Origin of the sequence: Variovorax xiamenensis, from assembly GCF_050916385.1 — a bacterium.
Lineage (GTDB): Bacteria > Pseudomonadota > Gammaproteobacteria > Burkholderiales > Burkholderiaceae_C > Variovorax.
Genome location: NZ_CP139038.1, coordinates 6588727 through 6604705, shown reverse-complemented (window position 1 = coordinate 6604705; position 15979 = coordinate 6588727). Strand labels below are relative to the sequence as shown.

The following is a 15979-nucleotide window of genomic DNA, read 5'->3' as shown; positions in this document are numbered from 1 at the left end:
TCGCTTCGCCCACCCCCTTGCAGGGGGCAACACCTGCGGCCCGGCAAAGCCGGTTCCGCGGTGTTCCCCGAACGAGCTTCGCTGCGCTCGCTGCCAAGTCGAATTTACATGCCCTGACGAATCGATAAAAGACATGGCTTCCCCTACCGATTCCGCCGAAACCATGCACCGCAGCGAGGCGAAGCCGCGCTGGACCGAGCGCCTGCACGGCCTCGGCCCGGTCATCGGCCTGGTGCTGCTGTGCATCGCCGGCACGCTGCTGAACGGCGACTTCGCCACGCTCGACAACGCGATGAACGTGCTTACGCGCACGGCCTTCATCGGCATCATCGCGGTGGGCATGTGTTTCGTGATCATCTCGGGCGGCATCGACCTGTCGGTGGGCTCGATGGCCGCGCTCATCGCGGGCAGCGTGATCATGTTCATCAACTGGGCCGGGCCGGCTTCTGGCTCGCCGCTGCTGGCGGTGGTGATGGGCGCCGTGCTGGCCGTGGTGCTCGGCGCGGTGTTCGGCCTTGCGCACGGCCTGCTCATCACCAAGGGCCGCATCGAGCCCTTCATCGTGACGCTGGGCACGCTGGGCATCTTCCGCGCCTACCTCACGTACTTCGCCGACGGCGGCGCGCTCACGCTCGACAACGAGCTGTCGGACCTCTACGCGCCCGTGTACTACGCGAGCCTCGCGGGCATTCCGGTGCCGGTGTGGGTGTTCGTGATCGTCGCCATCGTCGGCGGCCTCATCCTCAACCGCACGGCCTACGGCCGCTACGTGCAGGCCATCGGCTCCAACGAGCAGGTGGCGCGCTACGCGGCCGTGGACGTCGACCGCGTGAAGATCCTCACTTATGTGCTGCTCGGCGTGTGCGTGGGCATCGCGACGCTGCTGTACGTGCCGCGCCTGGGCTCGGCCTCGCCGACCACCGGCCTGCTGTGGGAGCTGGAAGCCATCGCCGCGGTGATCGTCGGCGGCACGGCGCTCAAGGGCGGCGCGGGCAGCATCACCGGCACGGTGGTGGGTGCGATCCTGCTCTCGGTCATCAGCAACATCCTGAACCTCACCAGCATCATCAGCGTGTACCTCAACGCGGCGGTGCAGGGCTTCGTGATCATCATCGTCGCGTTCCTTCAACGCGGCCGGCGCTAGTTCTTTCCCGTTCCGTTCCATCAACCAAGAGGAGACATCCAGCATGACGACTTTCACCCGACGCCTCGCACTCACGGCGGTTGCCGCCGCAGCGTTCGCCAGCCTGCCCGCGCTTGCCGCGGAGAAGGTCAACCTCGGCGTTTCGATTCCCGCGGCCACGCACAGCTTCATGGGCGGCATCAACTACTGGGCCAACCAGGCGAAGAAGGACCTGGAGAAGGAACACAAGGACCTGAAGATCACCATCAAGACGGCCGCCAACGCGCCCGAGCAGGCCAACCAGCTGCAGGACCTCTCGACGGTCACCAAGATCAACGCGCTGGTCGTGTTCCCCTTCGAGTCGGCGGCGCTGACCAAGCCCGTGGCGCAGGTCAAGGCCAAGGGCGCCTACGTCACCGTGGTCGACCGCGGCCTCACCGATACCAGCGCACAAGACGCTTATGTGGCAGGCGACAACACGGCCTTCGGCAAGATCCCGGCCGAGTACATCGTCAAGCAGCTGAACGGCAAGGGCAACGTGGTGGCGCTGCGCGGCATCGCGACCACGCTGGACAACGAGCGCATGGACGCCTTCAACGCCGTGCTCAAGGGCAGCCCCGACATCAAGCTGCTCGACGCCAAGTACGCCAACTGGAACCGCGACGACGCCTTCAAGGTCACGCAGGACTACCTGACGCGCTTCAAGAACATCGACGCCATCTGGGCGGCCGACGACGACATGGCCGTGGGCGTGCTCAAGGCCATCTCTCAGGCCAAGCGCGACGACATCAAGATCGTGTTCGGCGGCGCGGGTGCCAAGGACATGGTCAAGACCATCATGGACGGCAAGGACAAGCGCATCACGGCCGACGTGAGCTACTCGCCCAAGTTCATCTACGACGCGATCAAGCTCACGGCCGAGGCGCGCCTGAAGGGCGAGAAGCTGCCCGCGACCACGATCATTCCTTCGGTGCTGATCACCAAGGAAAACGCGAAGGACTTCTACCACCCCAATTCGCCGTTCTGATGTTCTGAAGCGGCAGGCCCGCTTTGCTCCCTCTCCCCCTGGGGAGAGGGTTGGGGTGAGGGCCAGTGGCGCCGGCGAAAACGGTGCGTGCGCAAGTGCCGCCACCCTCACCTAGCCCTCTCCCCAAGGGGAGAGGGAACAGTTTCCGGAAACGCCGAGACGATCGATGACAGACACACCTCCTCGCAAACTGCGCTATGCCATGGTCGGCGGCGGCCGCGACGCCTTCATCGGCGCCGTGCACCGCAAGGCCATGGCGCTCGACGGGCAGATCGAGCTCGTTGCCGGCGCGCTGTCGTCGAGCCCGGACAAGGCGCGCGCCTCGGGCCGCGACCTCGGCCTGACCGACGGGCGCAACCACGGCGACTGGCAGGCGCTTCTGGCCGACGAGCTGAAGCGCCCGGAGGGCGAGCGCATCGACTTCGTGTCGATCGTCACGCCCAACCACGTGCACTTTCCGGTGGCGCAGGCCTTCGCCGAAGCGGGCTTCCACGTGGTGTGCGACAAGCCGCTGGTGCACACGCGCGAACAGGCCGACGCACTGGTCGCCACCGTCGCGAAGAAGGGCACGGTGTTCGGCGTCACCTACAACTACACCGGCTATCCGATGGTGCGTCAGGCGCGCGAGATGGTGCGCTCGGGCCTGATCGGCGAAGTGCGCAAGGTTGTCGTCGAATACAACCAGGGCTGGCTCGCGAGTCATGTCGAGGGCAGCGGCGGCAACAAGCAGGCCGACTGGCGCACCGACCCCGCGCGCAGCGGCGCGGCGGGCGCCATCGGGGACATCGGCTCGCATGCCGAGAACCTCGTGGCCACCGTCACCGGGCTGCGCATCGAAAGCCTGTGCGCCGACCTCGGCGCGCTGGTGCCGGGCCGCATGCTCGACGACGACGGGAGCCTGCTGCTGCGCTTCGAAGGCGGCGCGCGCGGCGTGCTCATCGCCTCGCAGATCAATACCGGGCTGGAGAACGACCTGCGCCTGCGCGTGTCGGGCACGCTGGGCACGCTCGAGTGGCACCAGGAGCAGCCGAGCCGGCTGGTGCATCTGCCGCACGACGGGCCCTTGCAGGTGCTCACGCGCGGCGCGCCCTGGCTGTGCGAGTCGGCGAAGCGCGCGAGCCGGCTGCCGGCGGGGCATCCGGAAGGCTTCATCGAGGCCTTCGCGAACGTGTATGCGGGCTTGGCAGCGGACATCCGCGCCAGGCTCGCTGGCCAGCCGGCCGATCCGCTGGCTGCCGACTACCCGCGCGTGGAGGACGGCGCGCGCGGCGTGCGCTTCATCGAACGCACGGTGGCTTCGGCGAAAAGCGAATTAAAGTGGACGCCCTGGTAGCGCGCGGCGCGTTGCCCGGGCCTCCATGACACCTCCCGCGTCCGACGTCACATCTTCTTCTCCGTCGTCCTCTTCCGCATCGTCTTCGTCGAGGGTGCCGTCGTGGCTTGCGGCCCTGTGGAAGCGGAGCATCACGCTGTTCCCCCTGAAGCTGGTCGGCAACACCGTCGCCACGCTCGGCTTCTTCCCGCTGTACTTCTGGATCATGAAGAACGCGGGCCAGGCCTGGGTGCTGCCGCTCACGCCCATCGACCGGCTGATCGCCTTCTGGCCGTGGCTTCTGCCGGTGTATCTCTCGCTCTGGGGCTACATCGCCCTGCCGGTGCTGCTGGCCAGGGACATGCGCGAGCTGCAAGGCTTCTCGCTGGGCTGCGCCTGCATGACGCTGCTGGCGCTGCTCGTGTTCTGGTTCATGCCCACGGCGATTCCCAACTTCGTGGTCGAGACCACGCCGGGCACTTCGCTGCAGTTCCTCAAGATGGTCGACTCGGCCGGCAATGCCTTTCCCTCGCTGCATGTCTCGTTCTCGGTGTTCACCTGCGTCGCGCTGGCGCGGCAGCTTCGTGCGGTGGGGGCGCCGGCCTGGCTGCGCGTCGCCAACGTGGTGTGGGCAGCGGGCATCGTCTATTCGACGATGGCGGTGCGCCAGCATGTGCTGATCGACGTGCTGGGCGGCTTCGTGCTGGGCCTGGCGTTCGGCGTCGCCACGCGGCAACGCAACACGGCGGCGTAGGCCGATCGCGGTATTCCCGCATGGCGGCGCGCACGGTACAACCCGGGCTTCGCCATCAGAAGGAGCGGGAGCCCGCCATGAAGATTCGCCTGTCCGCCGTCATCGCATGCATCGCGGCCGGCGCCGTCGCGAGCCCTGCGTTCGCGCTCGACCTCCCCTCCCGCAAGCCCGGCCTCTGGGAGATCCAGACGCAGACCGGGGAAGCCGCGGGCGGCAAGGGCACCGCCGCCGGAGCGGGCGGCACGGGCGGCACCCACACCATGCAGCAGTGCATCGACGCCGCCACCGACAAGGCCCTGCGAGACATGGGCCAGGGCATGGGCAAGGACCTGTGCTCGAAGCAGGAGCTGCGCACCGACGGCGGCAAGCTGGTCATGGACTCGGTCTGCAAGATCGGCAACACGGTGGCCACCTCGCATGCCGTCATCAGCGGCGACTTCAACTCCGCCTACCGCATGGAAAGCAAGTCGACCTACAGCCCGCCGCTGATGGGCCGGGCCGAAGGCACGAGCGCCATGGAAGCACGCTGGATCGGCCCCTGCAAGGCCGACCAGAAGCCGGGCGACATGGTCATGCCCAACGGCATGAAGATGAACGTGCTCGACATGATGAAGAACCGCCCGAAGCGTCCGTAGGGTAGGAGCCAGCCCACAGCGCTTTGCGCCCGCCGTTCGGCGGCGAGAAAACCCGGCAGCGCCTACGATGGCGTGCCATGCCTCTCGCAAAGCAGGAAGAAGACCTCCTCGTCGTCGCAAGGCCCGAAGGCCTGTACTGCCCGCCCGGCGATTTCTACATCGACCCGTGGCGGCCGGTGGCGCGTGCCGTCATCACGCACGCGCATTCCGACCACGCCCGTCCGGGGCATGCGCACTACCTGGCCCATACCGACAGCGCCGGCACGCTGCGCGCGCGCCTCGGCCAGGACATCCCTTTGCAGACGCTGCCCTATGGCGAGGCGATCGAGCACCACGGGGTGCGCGTCTCGCTGCATCCGGCGGGACACGTGCTGGGCTCCGCCCAGGTTCGGCTCGAGCACGGCGGGCGCGTGTGGGTGGCCTCGGGCGACTACAAGACCGAGCCCGACGGCACCTGCGCGCCCTTCGAGCCGGTGCCCTGCGACACCTTCATCACCGAGTCGACCTTCGGCCTGCCCATCTACCGCTGGCCCCGGCAGGCCGAACTGTTCGCGCAGATCGACGCATGGTGGCGCGCGAATGCAGAGGCGGGGCGCGCGTCGGTGCTCTTCTGCTATGCCTTCGGCAAGGCGCAGCGCATCCTGCACGGCGTGGACGTGAGCATCGGGCCTATCGTCGTGCACGGTGCGGTGGAACCGCTCAACGCCGTGTACCGGGCCGCCGGCGTGGCGCTGCCGCCCACTCTGCGCGCCGACGACGCGGGCGTCGATGCCGCGCTGCTGAAGCGATCGCTGGTGCTTGCGCCGCCCTCCGCGCAGGGCTCGCCGTGGATGCGCCGCTTCGGCAACTATGCCGACGCCTTCGCTAGCGGCTGGATGCAGTTGCGCGGCACACGCAGGCGGCGCGGCGTGGACCGCGGCTTCGTGATGTCCGACCATGCCGACTGGCCCGGCCTGCAGCAGGCCATCGCCGGCACCGGCGCCGAGCGCGTGTTCGTCACGCACGGCAGCGTGCAGGTGATGGTGCGTTGGCTCGGCGAGAACGGCCTCGACGCCCAGGCCTTCAAGACAGAGTACGGCGACGAGGACGACCAGGGGGCGCAGGCGTGAGATGAAAGACTTCGCCGCGCTGTACCACGAGCTCGACGCCAGCACCTCGAGCCTCGCCAAGCAGGCGGCATTGCAGCGCTACCTGCGCGAGGCCGATGCGGCGGATGCCGCCTGGGCCGTCTACTTCCTCGCCGGCGGCAAGCCGCGCCAGCTGGTGCCGGTCAAGCTGCTGCGCCTGCTCGCGCAGGAGGCGGCGGGCCTGCCCGAATGGCTTTTCGACGAGAGCTACGACGCGGTGGGCGATCTCGCCGAAACCATCGCGCTGCTGCTGCCGCCGCCCAGCGAGGCGCACGATCTCGGCCTCGCAGGCTGGGTCGAACAGCACCTGCTGCCGCTGCGCGATGCCGCGAAGAACGCGCCCGACGAACTTGCCGACCGCCTGCGCGCGCAATGGCGGCAGCTCGCACCCGAGGAACGGCTGGTGTACTTCAAGCTCATCACCGGCGCCTTCCGCGTCGGCGTGTCGAAGCTGCAGGTCACGCAGGCGCTGGCGGCTGTAGGAGGCATCGACGCCAAGCGCGTCGCGCAGCGCCTCATGGGCTACACGCACATCGGCGGGCGGCCTCGGGCCGTCGACTACCAGGCGCTCGTCGCGCCCGAGTCGGGCGCGGAGCAGGAACAGAAGACCAGTGGCCAGCCGTATCCCTTCTTCCTCGCGCATCCATTCAATCTGCCGCTAGAGCAGTTCGACGCGGTGCTGGGTCCGCCGCAGGACTGGATCGTCGAATGGAAGTGGGACGGCATCCGCGCGCAGTTGATCAAGCGCGCGGGCACGGCGTGGGTGTGGTCGCGCGGCGAGGAGCTGGTGACCGAGCGCTTCCCCGAACTCGCCGCGCTCGGCGAGGCGCTGCCCGACGGCACCGTGCTCGACGGCGAGATCGTCGTCTGGCGCGAAGACCGCGTGCAGCCCTTCGCCGAGCTGCAGAAGCGCATCGGCCGCAAGACGCTTGGTGCGAAGCTGCTGCGCGACATACCGGTGGTGCTGCTGGCCTACGACATCCTCGAATGGGAAGGGCGCGACCTGCGCGCGCGGCCCCAGTCGGAGCGCCGCGCGCTGCTCGACGAACTGGTCGAGCGCATGCGGCACCCCTCGCTGCTGCCCAGCCCGATGCTCACCGGACCCGACTGGCCCGACCTGGCGCGCCAGCGCGAAGCGGCGCGCGCCATGGGCGTGGAAGGCATGATGCTCAAGCGCCGCGACGCGCAGTACGGCGTGGGCCGCACCAAGGACGTGGGTGTGTGGTGGAAGTGGAAGATCGATCCGCTGAGCATCGACGCGGTGCTGATCTACGCGCAGCGCGGCCATGGCCGGCGCGCGAGCCTCTTCAGCGACTACACCTTCGCGGTGTGGGACGGCCCGCCCGGGCAGGAAGACCGCAAGCTCGTGCCCTTCGCCAAGGCCTACTCCGGCCTGACCGATGCCGAGATGGCGCGCGTGGACGCCGTCATCCGCAAGACCACGGTGGAAAGCTTCGGTCCGGTGAAAAGCGTCAGGCCCACGCTGGTGTTCGAGCTCGGCTTCGAAGGCATCGCGCGCAGCACGCGGCACAAGAGCGGCATCGCGGTGCGCTTTCCGCGCATGCTGCGCTGGCGCGAGGACAAGCCGGTGGAAGAGGCCGACACCCTGCAGACGCTGGCGGCGTTGTTGCCCGCATGAGCAGCAGGATCGTCAGGACAGCGCTCGATGCGTGGTTCGCCGCGCGCGGACGGAAGCCTTTCAAGTTCCAGCGCGAGGTATGGAAGGCCATTGCCGATGGCAGGTCGGGCCTGCTGCATGCGACCACCGGCGCGGGCAAGACGTATGCCGTGTGGCTCGGTGCGCTGCAGGCCTTCGCACGGGCGCGCAAGACGACTGCAAACGCACGGCCCGTTGCCGAGCCGCTCACCGTGCTGTGGCTCACGCCGATGCGCGCATTGGCAGCCGACACCCTGCGCGCGCTGCAGCAGGCGCTCGAAGCCCTCGGTGCCGAAGTGCATCCATGGAGTGCCGGTGCGCGCAGCGGCGACACCACCTCGGCCGAGCGCAATGCGCAGAACCAGCGCCTGCCGACGGTGCTCGTCACCACGCCAGAGAGCCTTTCGCTGATGCTCGCGCGTGCCGACGCGCGCGAGGTGCTCGGGCACGTTCGCATGGCGGTGGTCGACGAATGGCACGAGCTGCTGGGCAACAAGCGCGGGGTGCAGGTGCAGCTCGCGCTCGCGCGGCTGAAGCGTTGGAACCCGGGCCTCGCGATCTGGGGAATGTCGGCCACGCTGGGCAACCTGCACGAGGCGATGTATGCGCTGCTGGGCCATGGAGACGGCGTGCTCGTTCAGGGCCAGGTGCCGAAGAAGCTCGTCATCGATTCGCTCTTGCCCGGCGTCGCGGAGCGCTTTCCGTGGGGAGGGCACCTCGGCCTCACGATGCTGCCGCAGGTGATCGAGGAGATCGCCGCGAGCAGCACCACGCTGGTCTTCACCAACACGCGATCGCAGGCAGAGATCTGGTACCAGGCGATGCTGGAGGCCAGGCCGGAGTGGGCCGGGCTCATCGCGCTGCATCACGGCTCGCTCGACCGCGAGGTGCGCGAATGGGTGGAGCTCGGCCTTAAGAGCGGCGAGCTGAAGGCGGTGGTCTGCACTTCAAGCCTCGACCTTGGCGTGGACTTCCTGCCCGTGGAGCGCGTGCTGCAGATCGGCTCGCCGAAGGGCGTGGCGCGGTTGCTGCAGCGCGCGGGCCGATCGGGCCATGCGCCGGGGCGGCCTTCGCGCATCACGCTCGTGCCCACGCACAGCGTCGAGATGGTGGAAGGCTCGGCTGCGCGCACTGCCATCGCGGCGGGGCACATCGAGGCGCGCCACTCGCCCGAGCAGCCCCTCGACGTGCTGGTGCAGCACCTGGTGACGGTGGCACTGGGCGGCGGCTTCGTGCCTGACGGTCTGTACGAGGAAGTGCGCGGCACCGCCGCCTACGAAGGCCTCTCGCGCGAGAACTGGCAGTGGTGCCTGGAGTTCGTGGCGCAGGGCGGGCCGTCGCTTGCGGCCTACCCCGACTACAAGCGCGTGGTGCCCGATGCCGAGGGCATCTGGCGCGTACCCGATGCGCGGCTCGCGCGGCGGCACCGCATGAACATCGGCACCATTGTGAGCGACGCGAGCATCTCGGTGCAGTACCTCGGCGGCTCGAAGATCGGCAACGTGGAGGAAAGCTTCGTCGCCCGCATGAAGGCGGGCGACTGCTTCCTGTTCGGCGGCCGCATGCTCGAACTCGTGCGCATCCACGACATGACGGCCTGGGTGCGGCGCGCGAGCGGCAAGCGGGCCGCGGTGCCGCGATGGGGCGGCGGGCGCATGCCGCTGTCGAACACGCTGGCCGATGCGGTGGTGCAGCAGCTCGCGCAGGCCGGCGAGGGGCGCTACGACTCGCCCGAGCTGCAGTGCGTGCGCCCGCTGCTCGAAATACAGCAGCAGTGGTCGGCGCTGCCCACGCCGCGGACGCTGCTGGCCGAAACGCTGAGCACGCGCGAGGGCTCGCACCTGTTCCTCTATCCCTTCGCGGGCCGGCACGTGCATCTCGGGCTCGCGAACCTGCTGGCCTGGCGCATCGCGCAGCACGAGGCGCGCACTTTCTCGATCGCGGTCAACGACTACGGCTTCGAGCTGCTGAGTGCGACGGAGGTCGACTGGCCGGCACTGCTGCCGCAGGTGCTGGCGCTGCCGCAGGGGGAGGATGCGCATGCGCTGCTGCTGCACGAGGTGCTGGCCTCGCTCAACGCCAGCGAGCTTGCGCAGCGGCGCTTCCGCGAGATCGCGCGCGTCTCGGGCCTCATCTACCAGGGCTATCCGGGCGAGAAGCGCAGCAGCAAGCAGCTGCAGGCTTCGTCGTCGCTGTTCTGGGAGGTGTTTCGCAAGTACGACCCCGGCAACAGGCTGCTGCAGCAGGCCGAGCAGGAACTGCTCTCGCAGGAGCTGGAGATCGGCCGACTGCGCGCCAGCCTGGAGCGAATCGCCACGCAGCAGCTGGTGCTGAAGCCGCTCGCGCGGCCGACGCCTTTCTCGTTTCCGCTGATGGTCGAGCTGTTCCGCGAGAAGCTGTCGAACGAGAACGTGGCCGACCGCATCGCGCGCATGGTCGAGCAACTCGAAAAAGCCGCGGGCGGCGCGGTCACGGCCGGCGGCGTGGAGCGCGTGAAGGGGACGCTGGCCTTCGGGCAGGAAGGGCCGGGCAAGCCGCCGAAGCCGGTGAGCCAGCGGCGCGACCGCAGGCGGCCGTCGCGGCCCTCACGGCCGTTGCCGCCGCTTTGAGCCCTCAGCCCGCGCCGTGCGCCTTCACCCAGCGCACGATGTCGGCCGCGCCCATCGCGCCGGCCTGCCGCGCCACTTCGCGTCCGCCGCGGAACAGCGCCAGCGTCGGGATGCTGCGGATGTTGAAGCGCGCGCCCAGTGCGGGCACCGCCTCGGTGTCGACCTTGGCGAGCCGCACGTAGGGCTCCAGTTGCGCGGCGGCCTGCTCGTAGGCCGGCGCCATCTGCCGGCAGGGGCCGCACCAGGGCGCCCAGAAATCGACCAGCACCGGAATCTCGTTGCGGGAGATATGCCGGTCGAAGGTGGCTGCATCCGCCAGCGCGGTGGAATGGCCGGTGAACAGCGGGCGATGGCAGCTTCCGCAGTCTGGCGCGCTGCCCAGCTGCGCCGTGCGGACGCGGTTGGTCGTGTGGCAGTGCGGGCAGACGATGTGCAGCGGTGGCGATTCGGTCATTGCACGCAAATGGGGGCTCTGGAGGGCCTTTGCAAGGCGGTCGCCGGTTTTGCGACACTGGCTGCGTGACTTCCCCCGATACATCCGCATCGCCGCTCGCCGTCCACTGGGCGGGCGAGCTGCTGCACCTGCTGCCCGAGCGCGCGCTCTGGTGGCCGGGGCAGCGTGTGCTGTTCGTGGCCGACCTGCACCTGGGCAAGGCCGCGGCCTACCGCGCGCTCGGCCAGCCGGTGCCGGGCGGCACCACGCAGGAGAATCTGGCGCGGCTCGATGCGCTGATCGAAAGGCATGAGCCGCGGCGCATCGTGTTCCTCGGCGATTTCCTGCATGCGGCCCAGGCGCGCACGGTGCTCGCAGTGGTCGAGGCCTGGCGCGTACGCCATGCGGCCATCGCCATGACGCTGGTGCGCGGCAACCACGACAGCCGCGCGGGCGACCCGCCCGAGGCGCTCCGCATCGAGGTGGTCGACGAACCCTTCCTGCTGGGGCCTTTCGCCTGCTGCCACCATCCGCAGACGCATGCGACGCACTTTGTGCTCGCAGGGCATCTGCATCCCGTCTGCAGGCTCCAGGGGCGGGGCCGCGACAGCGTGCGGCTGCCGTGCTTCGCGAGCGACGAGCAGCAGGCCGTGCTGCCGGCCTTCGGCGAGTTCACGGGCGGGTGGCTGATGGAATCGGCGCCGGGGCGGCGCTTTCATGCGGTGGGCGGCTCGGCCGTGTGGGCGGTGCCGCCGCGCGAAGGCAACTAGCTCAGAGAACCACAGGCTCGTCGGGCAGTTCGTTCACGTCGAGCTCACCCTCGGCCAGCGGAAAGTGCTCGACCAGCAAGGCGGAGATTTCTTCCAGCGCCTGCGTGAGCCCGTCCTCGAAGCGGCCTTCGCGAAAGGCCGCGCTCATCCGCTGCGCCATCGCGGCCCATTCAGCATCGTCGACGTGCGCGTCGATACCCCGGTCGGCCACGATCTCGATGGCGTGCTCGGCCAGCAGCAGGTAGATGAGCACGCCGTTGTTGTGCGCCGTGTCCCACACGCGCAGCTTGCCGAACAGCGTGACGGCACGCTCGCGCGGCGGCGCATGGCGCCACAGGTACGACATCGGCAGGCCGGCTTCGACGCAGATGCGGATCTCGCCGCTGTGGCGCCGCTCGCTCGCAGTCACGCGACCGGCGAGGCGCTCCAGCGCGGCCGGAGGAATCGCGCGGCGAACCTCGGATTCGTCGATCCAGCGATGGCGCCAGATGCGGCCCAGTTTCGTGAAGAGGCCCGCGTCGGCCGGCTTCGTGTTCGTGGTCTGCATCGTTTTCACCAGTCCCCCGACGCGCCGCCGCCGCCGAAATTGCCGCCGCCGCCGGAGCTGAAACCGCCGCCCCCGCCGCCGCCACTGAAGCCGCCGCCACCACCGCCCCAACCGCCGCCGCCGGAACTCCAGCCGCCACCACCTCCGCCGCCGGGCCTGCCCGTGCCTGCGACCAGCGAAACGATCAGAGCCACGAGGCCTGCGATCACCGCGATGGCGATGCTGGTGGTGATGAAGAACACCACCACGCCCACGCCGCCACCCACGACCATCGTGCCCAGCTTCTTGCCGAGGATGGCGCGCGCGATCGGCGCGCCGACGAAGACGCCGACGAACAGGAAGATCGCGAGGTTCTCCCAGTCGAAGCCGTCGTTGCCGCCGTTGTTGCTGCTGCCCGTGTTGCGCGAGGGCTCGGGCAGCGGCTCGCCGTCGACCAGCCCGATGAGCCGGTCCACCGCCGCGTTCAGACCGCCCGCGAAGTCGCCGTTGCGAAAGCGCGGCTTCATCTCCTCGTCGATGATGCGGCTCGCCGCGAGGTCAGGCACCGCGCCTTCGAGCGTCTTGGCCGTGGCGATGCGCATCTTGCGGTCGTCCTTGGCCACCACCACCAGCAGGCCGTCGCCGACGTCCTTGCGGCCGATCTTCCAGGCATCGCCCAGGCGCTGCGTGTAGGCGGCGATGTCTTCGGGCGCGGTGGTCGGCACCATCAGCACAACGATCTGCGAGCCCTTGCGCTGCTCGAAGGCGGCGAGCTTGGTCTCGAGGCCATTGCGCTGCGCGCTGTCGAGCGTGCCGGTCTGGTCGATCACGCGCGCGGTGAGCGTGGGGATCGGAAGCAGGCCCTGGGCCAGCGCGACGCCGGCCAGGGTTACGAGAACGACGGCGGCCAGCGCGCGGCGGAGCAGTGCGGCGGCTGCCATCGGTCCGGGCTCTTACTTCTTCGGAGTACCGAAATCGACCGTCGGCGGGGTCGAGATCTGCGCCTCGTTCTGCACCGAGAAGTTCGGCTTGGTCGCGTACCCGAAGACCTTGGCCGTGATGTTGGTCGGGAAGCTGCGCGCGAGCACGTTGTACTCCTGCACGCTCTCGATATAGCGGTTGCGCGCCACGGTGATGCGGTTCTCGGTGCCTTCGAGCGTCACGCGCAGGTCGCGGAACGACTGGTTGGCCTTGAGGTCGGGGTAGCGCTCCGACACCACCATCAGCCGCGACAGAGCTGAAGAAAGCTCGCCCTGCGCCTGCTGGAACTTGTTGAACGCCTCGGGGTTGTTGAGCGTCTCGGGCGTCACCTGGATCGAGGTGGCCTTGGCGCGCGCCTCGATCACCTTGGTGAGCGTGTCCTGCTCGAAGCTGGCCTCGCCCTTGACGGTGGCCACGATGTTCGGCACGAGGTCGGCGCGCCGCTGGTACTGGTTGAGGACCTCGCTCCAGGCCGACTTGCTGGCCTCGTCGAGGGACTGGAACTGGTTGTAGCCGCAGCCGCTCAGGGACACGACAGCCGCGAGAATCAAGAGCCAGCGCTTCATCATCATTTGCATTACCTCCGCAGAAGATGCGGAAGGTAGCATAGACGGCTCCATGCCCGTCGATCCTCTACAAGCCCTGCAGGCCGCCAATCGTGCGGTATTGCCCGTTGCCTCTTCCGCCTTCGGAACGCTGCTGATCGCGGGCGCGACCGGCGCATTGGGCGCAGAGCTGCTGCGACGATTGGCGGGCAGCCACCGTCATGCGCACACGCGCGTGCTGGCGAAAGAGCCGATCCGCGACGGGCTGCGCGGCGTCGAGACCTACCTGAGCCCGGAGCTGCCCATCGGGCAGTGGCCGCCGACCTCGGCCCACACCGCCATCATTGCCTTCGACCCGCCGCGCCTGTACCACGACCGCGAACGCGCGCTGTGGGTGCCCGAGCCTTCGGACCTGCCCGAGCTGGCCCGCTGGCTGCGTGCCTGCGGCGTGCAGACGCTGGCCATCGTGCAGCCGCACGACCAGGGCAAGCTGCCCGAGGCGCTCAAGCGCGGGCTCGCCAGCCTCGACGAGCAGGCGGTGGTGGCCTGCGGCTTCGAGCGCGTGATCCTCGTGCGATCGGCGCGCAAGCCGGCGAACGCGAAGCTCGCCAACCCCTTCGAGCGGGTGGCCGCGTGGATGCTGTCGGTCGTGCGCTTCATGGTGCCCAGCAGCGAGCAGCCGGTGCGTGCGGCGAAGGTGGCCGAGCTGGTCGACGTGGCGCTGCGCATCGCGCCGCCCGGCGTGCATGTGGCGGCGCCGGAGCTGGTGTGGGAGTCCGCCCAGGGCGAGATGCAGGCCGTGGCCGCACGCTGGCTGGGTGTGCCGGGCTGACGAGGTTCAGCCGCGCCACTGGCGCAGCAGTTGCTCCGAGTCGACCACCAGCCCGAGGTGCAGCGACACCATCGCCAGCGCCGCGCCTTCCAGGTGCGCATCGGTGCCGCGCACCAGGTCGCGCAGCACGATCACGCGGTAGTTGCGGTTGCTGGCGTCGAAGGCCGTGTTGAGCACGCAGCAGTCGGTGAAGCCGCCGTCGAGCACCACCGTTTCGATGCGCTGGTTGCGAAGAAGAAAGTCGAGGTCGGTCGGGTAGAAGGCCGAGAGGCGGCGCTTACCGTCCACGCGCATGTCGCCCGGCTCCACGCGCGTGACCCATTCGGTCCACTTCGAGCCTTCGATGGCATGCGCGTCGGCATTCGGAATCTCGCCCACGTGCAGCGGAAAGGTGCGCCGCCATGCGGACGGAATGCCGTTGATGTCGTCCACCCCGCCGGGCCGAAGCACCGACCTGACGTGCACGATGCGCACGCCCAGCGCCCGCACCGCGTCATGGAAGCCGTCGATGGGCGCCACCACGTCGCGTGCGCGAGGCGCGGGGCAGGGGCAGTCGGGGCTGTCGTCGAGATGGCCTCGGTGCATGTCGATGGAGACGACCGCGGTGGTGGCGGGATTCAGGTAGTCGGCGAACTTCGCCGTGTCGAGCTCGCGCTCCTCGTCGTAGACCCAGGCCTTCATCGGCGTTCTTCCCGCACATAGGGTTGGCCCAGCGCACCGGGCTCTTCATCGGCGCCGCGCCGCGAGAGCGCGACCCACACCATCACGCCGAGCGTCACCGCATACGGCGTCATCATCACGAAGTACTGCGGCAGCTGCACGCCAGCGGCCGCCAGTTGCGGGATCAGTGCCTCGATGCAGCCGAAGAGCAGCGCGCCCACCAGCGCCTTCCAAGGCGACCAGCGCGCGAAGATCACGAGGCCCACGGCGATCCAGCCGCGTCCGCCGGTCATGCCCGCGATCCACAGCTTGGTGCTCACCACCGAGATGTAGGCGCCCGCCAGCCCCACCAGCGCGGAGCCTGCGAGCACCGCCGCGAAGCGCCATGCCGTCACGCGGATGCCCGCTGCGTCGGCCGCCTGCGGGTTCTCGCCCACCGCGCGCAGCCGCAGGCCGGTGGAGGTGCGCGCGAAGAACCACGCCACCGCGCCGAAGATCGGCAGCGTGAGCCACACCATCGCGTTCTGCTCGAAGAGCCTGCCCACGCCCGGCAGCAGCGACAACGGCCACAGGCCCATCGCGCCGATGCCTTCGGTGGCATGGTTGGTCCACTCGGCCATCGAGCCGACCAGCGCGGTGAGCCCCTGGCAGAAGAACACCAGCGCGAGCCCGGCGATCACCTGGTTCACGCGCAGCCAGATCACCATCACCGCGAACAGCACCGAGACCACGCTGGCTGCAAGCATCGCGAGCACCAGCGACACGGCCGGCTGGCCGATGACGATCTGTGCGCCGATGCCGGCCAGCGCGCCGACCAGCATCAGGCCTTCTGCGCCGAGCGCGAGCACGCCCGCGCGCTCGCAGATGATGAGTCCGAGCGCTGCCAATGCATAAGGCACAGCGAAGTCCGGCGTGCTCGCCAGCCAGTTTAGGACGATGCCACCGCTCATCGATAAGCCTCCGCGCTTCGCGCTGCGGCGCGAGCTTG

General features: G+C 69.1%; 16 protein-coding genes. 10 read left to right on the top strand and 6 right to left on the bottom strand.

What is annotated here, in order from left to right; translation table 11 throughout:
- Positions 1-133: 133 nt before the first annotated feature.
- The 8 genes from SFB74_RS30305 to SFB74_RS30270 all read left to right on the top strand — a co-directional run bounded on the left by SFB74_RS30305 (position 134) and on the right by SFB74_RS30270 (position 10244).
- Positions 134-1144: an ABC transporter permease gene (locus SFB74_RS30305; RefSeq protein ID WP_432728094.1), complete on the top strand. Its 1011-nt coding sequence runs from the start codon at positions 134-136 to the stop codon at positions 1142-1144.
- A 43-nt stretch (positions 1145-1187) separates the two neighbouring features.
- Positions 1188-2150: a substrate-binding domain-containing protein gene (locus SFB74_RS30300; RefSeq protein WP_432728093.1), complete on the top strand. Its 963-nt coding sequence runs from the start codon at positions 1188-1190 to the stop codon at positions 2148-2150.
- Between the two features lie 166 nt (positions 2151-2316).
- Complete coding sequence (locus SFB74_RS30295; protein ID WP_432728092.1) at positions 2317-3483, top strand: Gfo/Idh/MocA family protein; 1167 nt, start codon at positions 2317-2319, stop codon at positions 3481-3483.
- 25 nt (positions 3484-3508) lie between these two features.
- Positions 3509-4216, top strand: coding sequence for a phosphatase PAP2 family protein (locus SFB74_RS30290; protein ID WP_432728091.1), 708 nt, complete (start codon positions 3509-3511; stop codon positions 4214-4216).
- Positions 4217-4293: 77 nt separating this feature from the next.
- Positions 4294-4851: a DUF3617 domain-containing protein gene (locus SFB74_RS30285; protein WP_432728090.1), complete on the top strand. Its 558-nt coding sequence runs from the start codon at positions 4294-4296 to the stop codon at positions 4849-4851.
- 77 nt (positions 4852-4928) lie between these two features.
- Entirely contained in the window at positions 4929-5960 is a 1032-nt protein-coding gene (locus SFB74_RS30280; RefSeq protein WP_432728089.1) for a ligase-associated DNA damage response exonuclease, read from the top strand.
- Position 5961: 1 nt separating this feature from the next.
- Complete coding sequence (locus SFB74_RS30275) at positions 5962-7617, top strand: ATP-dependent DNA ligase (RefSeq protein WP_432728088.1); 1656 nt, start codon at positions 5962-5964, stop codon at positions 7615-7617.
- Positions 7614-10244 carry a ligase-associated DNA damage response DEXH box helicase gene (locus SFB74_RS30270; RefSeq protein ID WP_432728087.1) on the top strand — a complete coding sequence of 877 codons (2631 nt, stop codon included), beginning with the start codon at positions 7614-7616 and terminating at the stop codon, positions 10242-10244. Before SFB74_RS30275 ends, SFB74_RS30270 begins: the two co-directional genes overlap by 4 nt.
- Before the next feature lie 4 nt (positions 10245-10248).
- Here the strand turns inward: SFB74_RS30270 and trxC are convergent, their stop codons facing one another.
- Positions 10249-10698 carry a thioredoxin TrxC gene (gene trxC / locus SFB74_RS30265; RefSeq protein ID WP_093206391.1) on the bottom strand — a complete coding sequence of 150 codons (450 nt, stop codon included), beginning with the start codon at positions 10696-10698 and terminating at the stop codon, positions 10249-10251.
- A gap of 65 nt (positions 10699-10763) precedes the next feature.
- Here trxC and pdeM point away from each other — a divergent pair, with 65 nt between their 5' ends.
- Positions 10764-11447 (top strand): ligase-associated DNA damage response endonuclease PdeM, encoded by a 684-nt coding sequence (pdeM, locus tag SFB74_RS30260; protein ID WP_432728086.1) that lies wholly within the window; start codon positions 10764-10766, stop codon positions 11445-11447.
- Position 11448: 1 nt separating this feature from the next.
- On the opposite strand, the gene SFB74_RS30255 is transcribed toward pdeM, so the two are convergent.
- From SFB74_RS30255 to SFB74_RS30245, 3 genes are read right to left on the bottom strand one after another with little or no spacing between them, the layout of a single operon-like run.
- Positions 11449-11994 (bottom strand): TPM domain-containing protein, encoded by a 546-nt coding sequence (locus tag SFB74_RS30255; protein WP_432728085.1) that lies wholly within the window; start codon positions 11992-11994, stop codon positions 11449-11451.
- 5 nt (positions 11995-11999) lie between these two features.
- Entirely contained in the window at positions 12000-12914 is a 915-nt protein-coding gene (locus SFB74_RS30250) for a TPM domain-containing protein (protein ID WP_432728084.1), read from the bottom strand.
- Positions 12915-12926: 12 nt separating this feature from the next.
- On the bottom strand, positions 12927-13526 hold the full coding sequence (locus SFB74_RS30245) for a LemA family protein (RefSeq protein WP_432728083.1): 600 nt from the start codon (positions 13524-13526) through the stop codon (positions 12927-12929).
- A 46-nt stretch (positions 13527-13572) separates the two neighbouring features.
- On the opposite strand from SFB74_RS30245, the gene SFB74_RS30240 reads away from it, so the two are divergent.
- Positions 13573-14331: a hypothetical protein gene (locus SFB74_RS30240; protein WP_432728082.1), complete on the top strand. Its 759-nt coding sequence runs from the start codon at positions 13573-13575 to the stop codon at positions 14329-14331.
- Positions 14332-14337: 6 nt separating this feature from the next.
- Here SFB74_RS30240 and SFB74_RS30235 read toward each other — a convergent pair whose 3' ends face one another.
- A complete protein-coding gene (locus tag SFB74_RS30235) occupies positions 14338-15012 on the bottom strand; it encodes a cysteine hydrolase family protein (RefSeq protein ID WP_432728081.1) in 675 nt (224 codons plus the stop codon).
- On the bottom strand, positions 15009-15941 hold the full coding sequence (locus SFB74_RS30230) for an ABC transporter permease (protein ID WP_432728080.1): 933 nt from the start codon (positions 15939-15941) through the stop codon (positions 15009-15011). Before SFB74_RS30230 ends, SFB74_RS30235 begins: the two co-directional genes overlap by 4 nt.
- Between the last annotated feature and the right edge of the window lie 38 nt (positions 15942-15979).

Excerpts from the sequence above, each read along its gene's own strand:
- SFB74_RS30235 (WP_432728081.1), bottom strand. The coding sequence starts at position 15,012 with ATGAAGGCCTGGGTCTACGACGAGGAGCGCGAGCTCGACACGGCGAAG.
- SFB74_RS30285 (WP_432728090.1), top strand. The coding sequence starts at position 4,294 with ATGAAGATTCGCCTGTCCGCCGTCATCGCATGCATCGCGGCCGGCGCC.
- SFB74_RS30300 (WP_432728093.1), top strand. The coding sequence starts at position 1,188 with ATGACGACTTTCACCCGACGCCTCGCACTCACGGCGGTTGCCGCCGCA.
- SFB74_RS30230 (WP_432728080.1), bottom strand. The coding sequence starts at position 15,941 with ATGAGCGGTGGCATCGTCCTAAACTGGCTGGCGAGCACGCCGGACTTC.
- SFB74_RS30275 (WP_432728088.1), top strand. The coding sequence starts at position 5,962 with ATGAAAGACTTCGCCGCGCTGTACCACGAGCTCGACGCCAGCACCTCG.
- SFB74_RS30280 (WP_432728089.1), top strand. The coding sequence starts at position 4,929 with ATGCCTCTCGCAAAGCAGGAAGAAGACCTCCTCGTCGTCGCAAGGCCC.
- SFB74_RS30250 (WP_432728084.1), bottom strand. The coding sequence starts at position 12,914 with ATGGCAGCCGCCGCACTGCTCCGCCGCGCGCTGGCCGCCGTCGTTCTC.
- SFB74_RS30290 (WP_432728091.1), top strand. The coding sequence starts at position 3,509 with ATGACACCTCCCGCGTCCGACGTCACATCTTCTTCTCCGTCGTCCTCT.
- SFB74_RS30305 (WP_432728094.1), top strand. The coding sequence starts at position 134 with ATGGCTTCCCCTACCGATTCCGCCGAAACCATGCACCGCAGCGAGGCG.
- SFB74_RS30270 (WP_432728087.1), top strand. The coding sequence starts at position 7,614 with ATGAGCAGCAGGATCGTCAGGACAGCGCTCGATGCGTGGTTCGCCGCG.
- SFB74_RS30255 (WP_432728085.1), bottom strand. The coding sequence starts at position 11,994 with ATGCAGACCACGAACACGAAGCCGGCCGACGCGGGCCTCTTCACGAAA.
- SFB74_RS30245 (WP_432728083.1), bottom strand. The coding sequence starts at position 13,526 with ATGATGATGAAGCGCTGGCTCTTGATTCTCGCGGCTGTCGTGTCCCTG.
- trxC (WP_093206391.1), bottom strand. The coding sequence starts at position 10,698 with ATGACCGAATCGCCACCGCTGCACATCGTCTGCCCGCACTGCCACACG.
- SFB74_RS30295 (WP_432728092.1), top strand. The coding sequence starts at position 2,317 with ATGACAGACACACCTCCTCGCAAACTGCGCTATGCCATGGTCGGCGGC.
- SFB74_RS30240 (WP_432728082.1), top strand. The coding sequence starts at position 13,573 with ATGCCCGTCGATCCTCTACAAGCCCTGCAGGCCGCCAATCGTGCGGTA.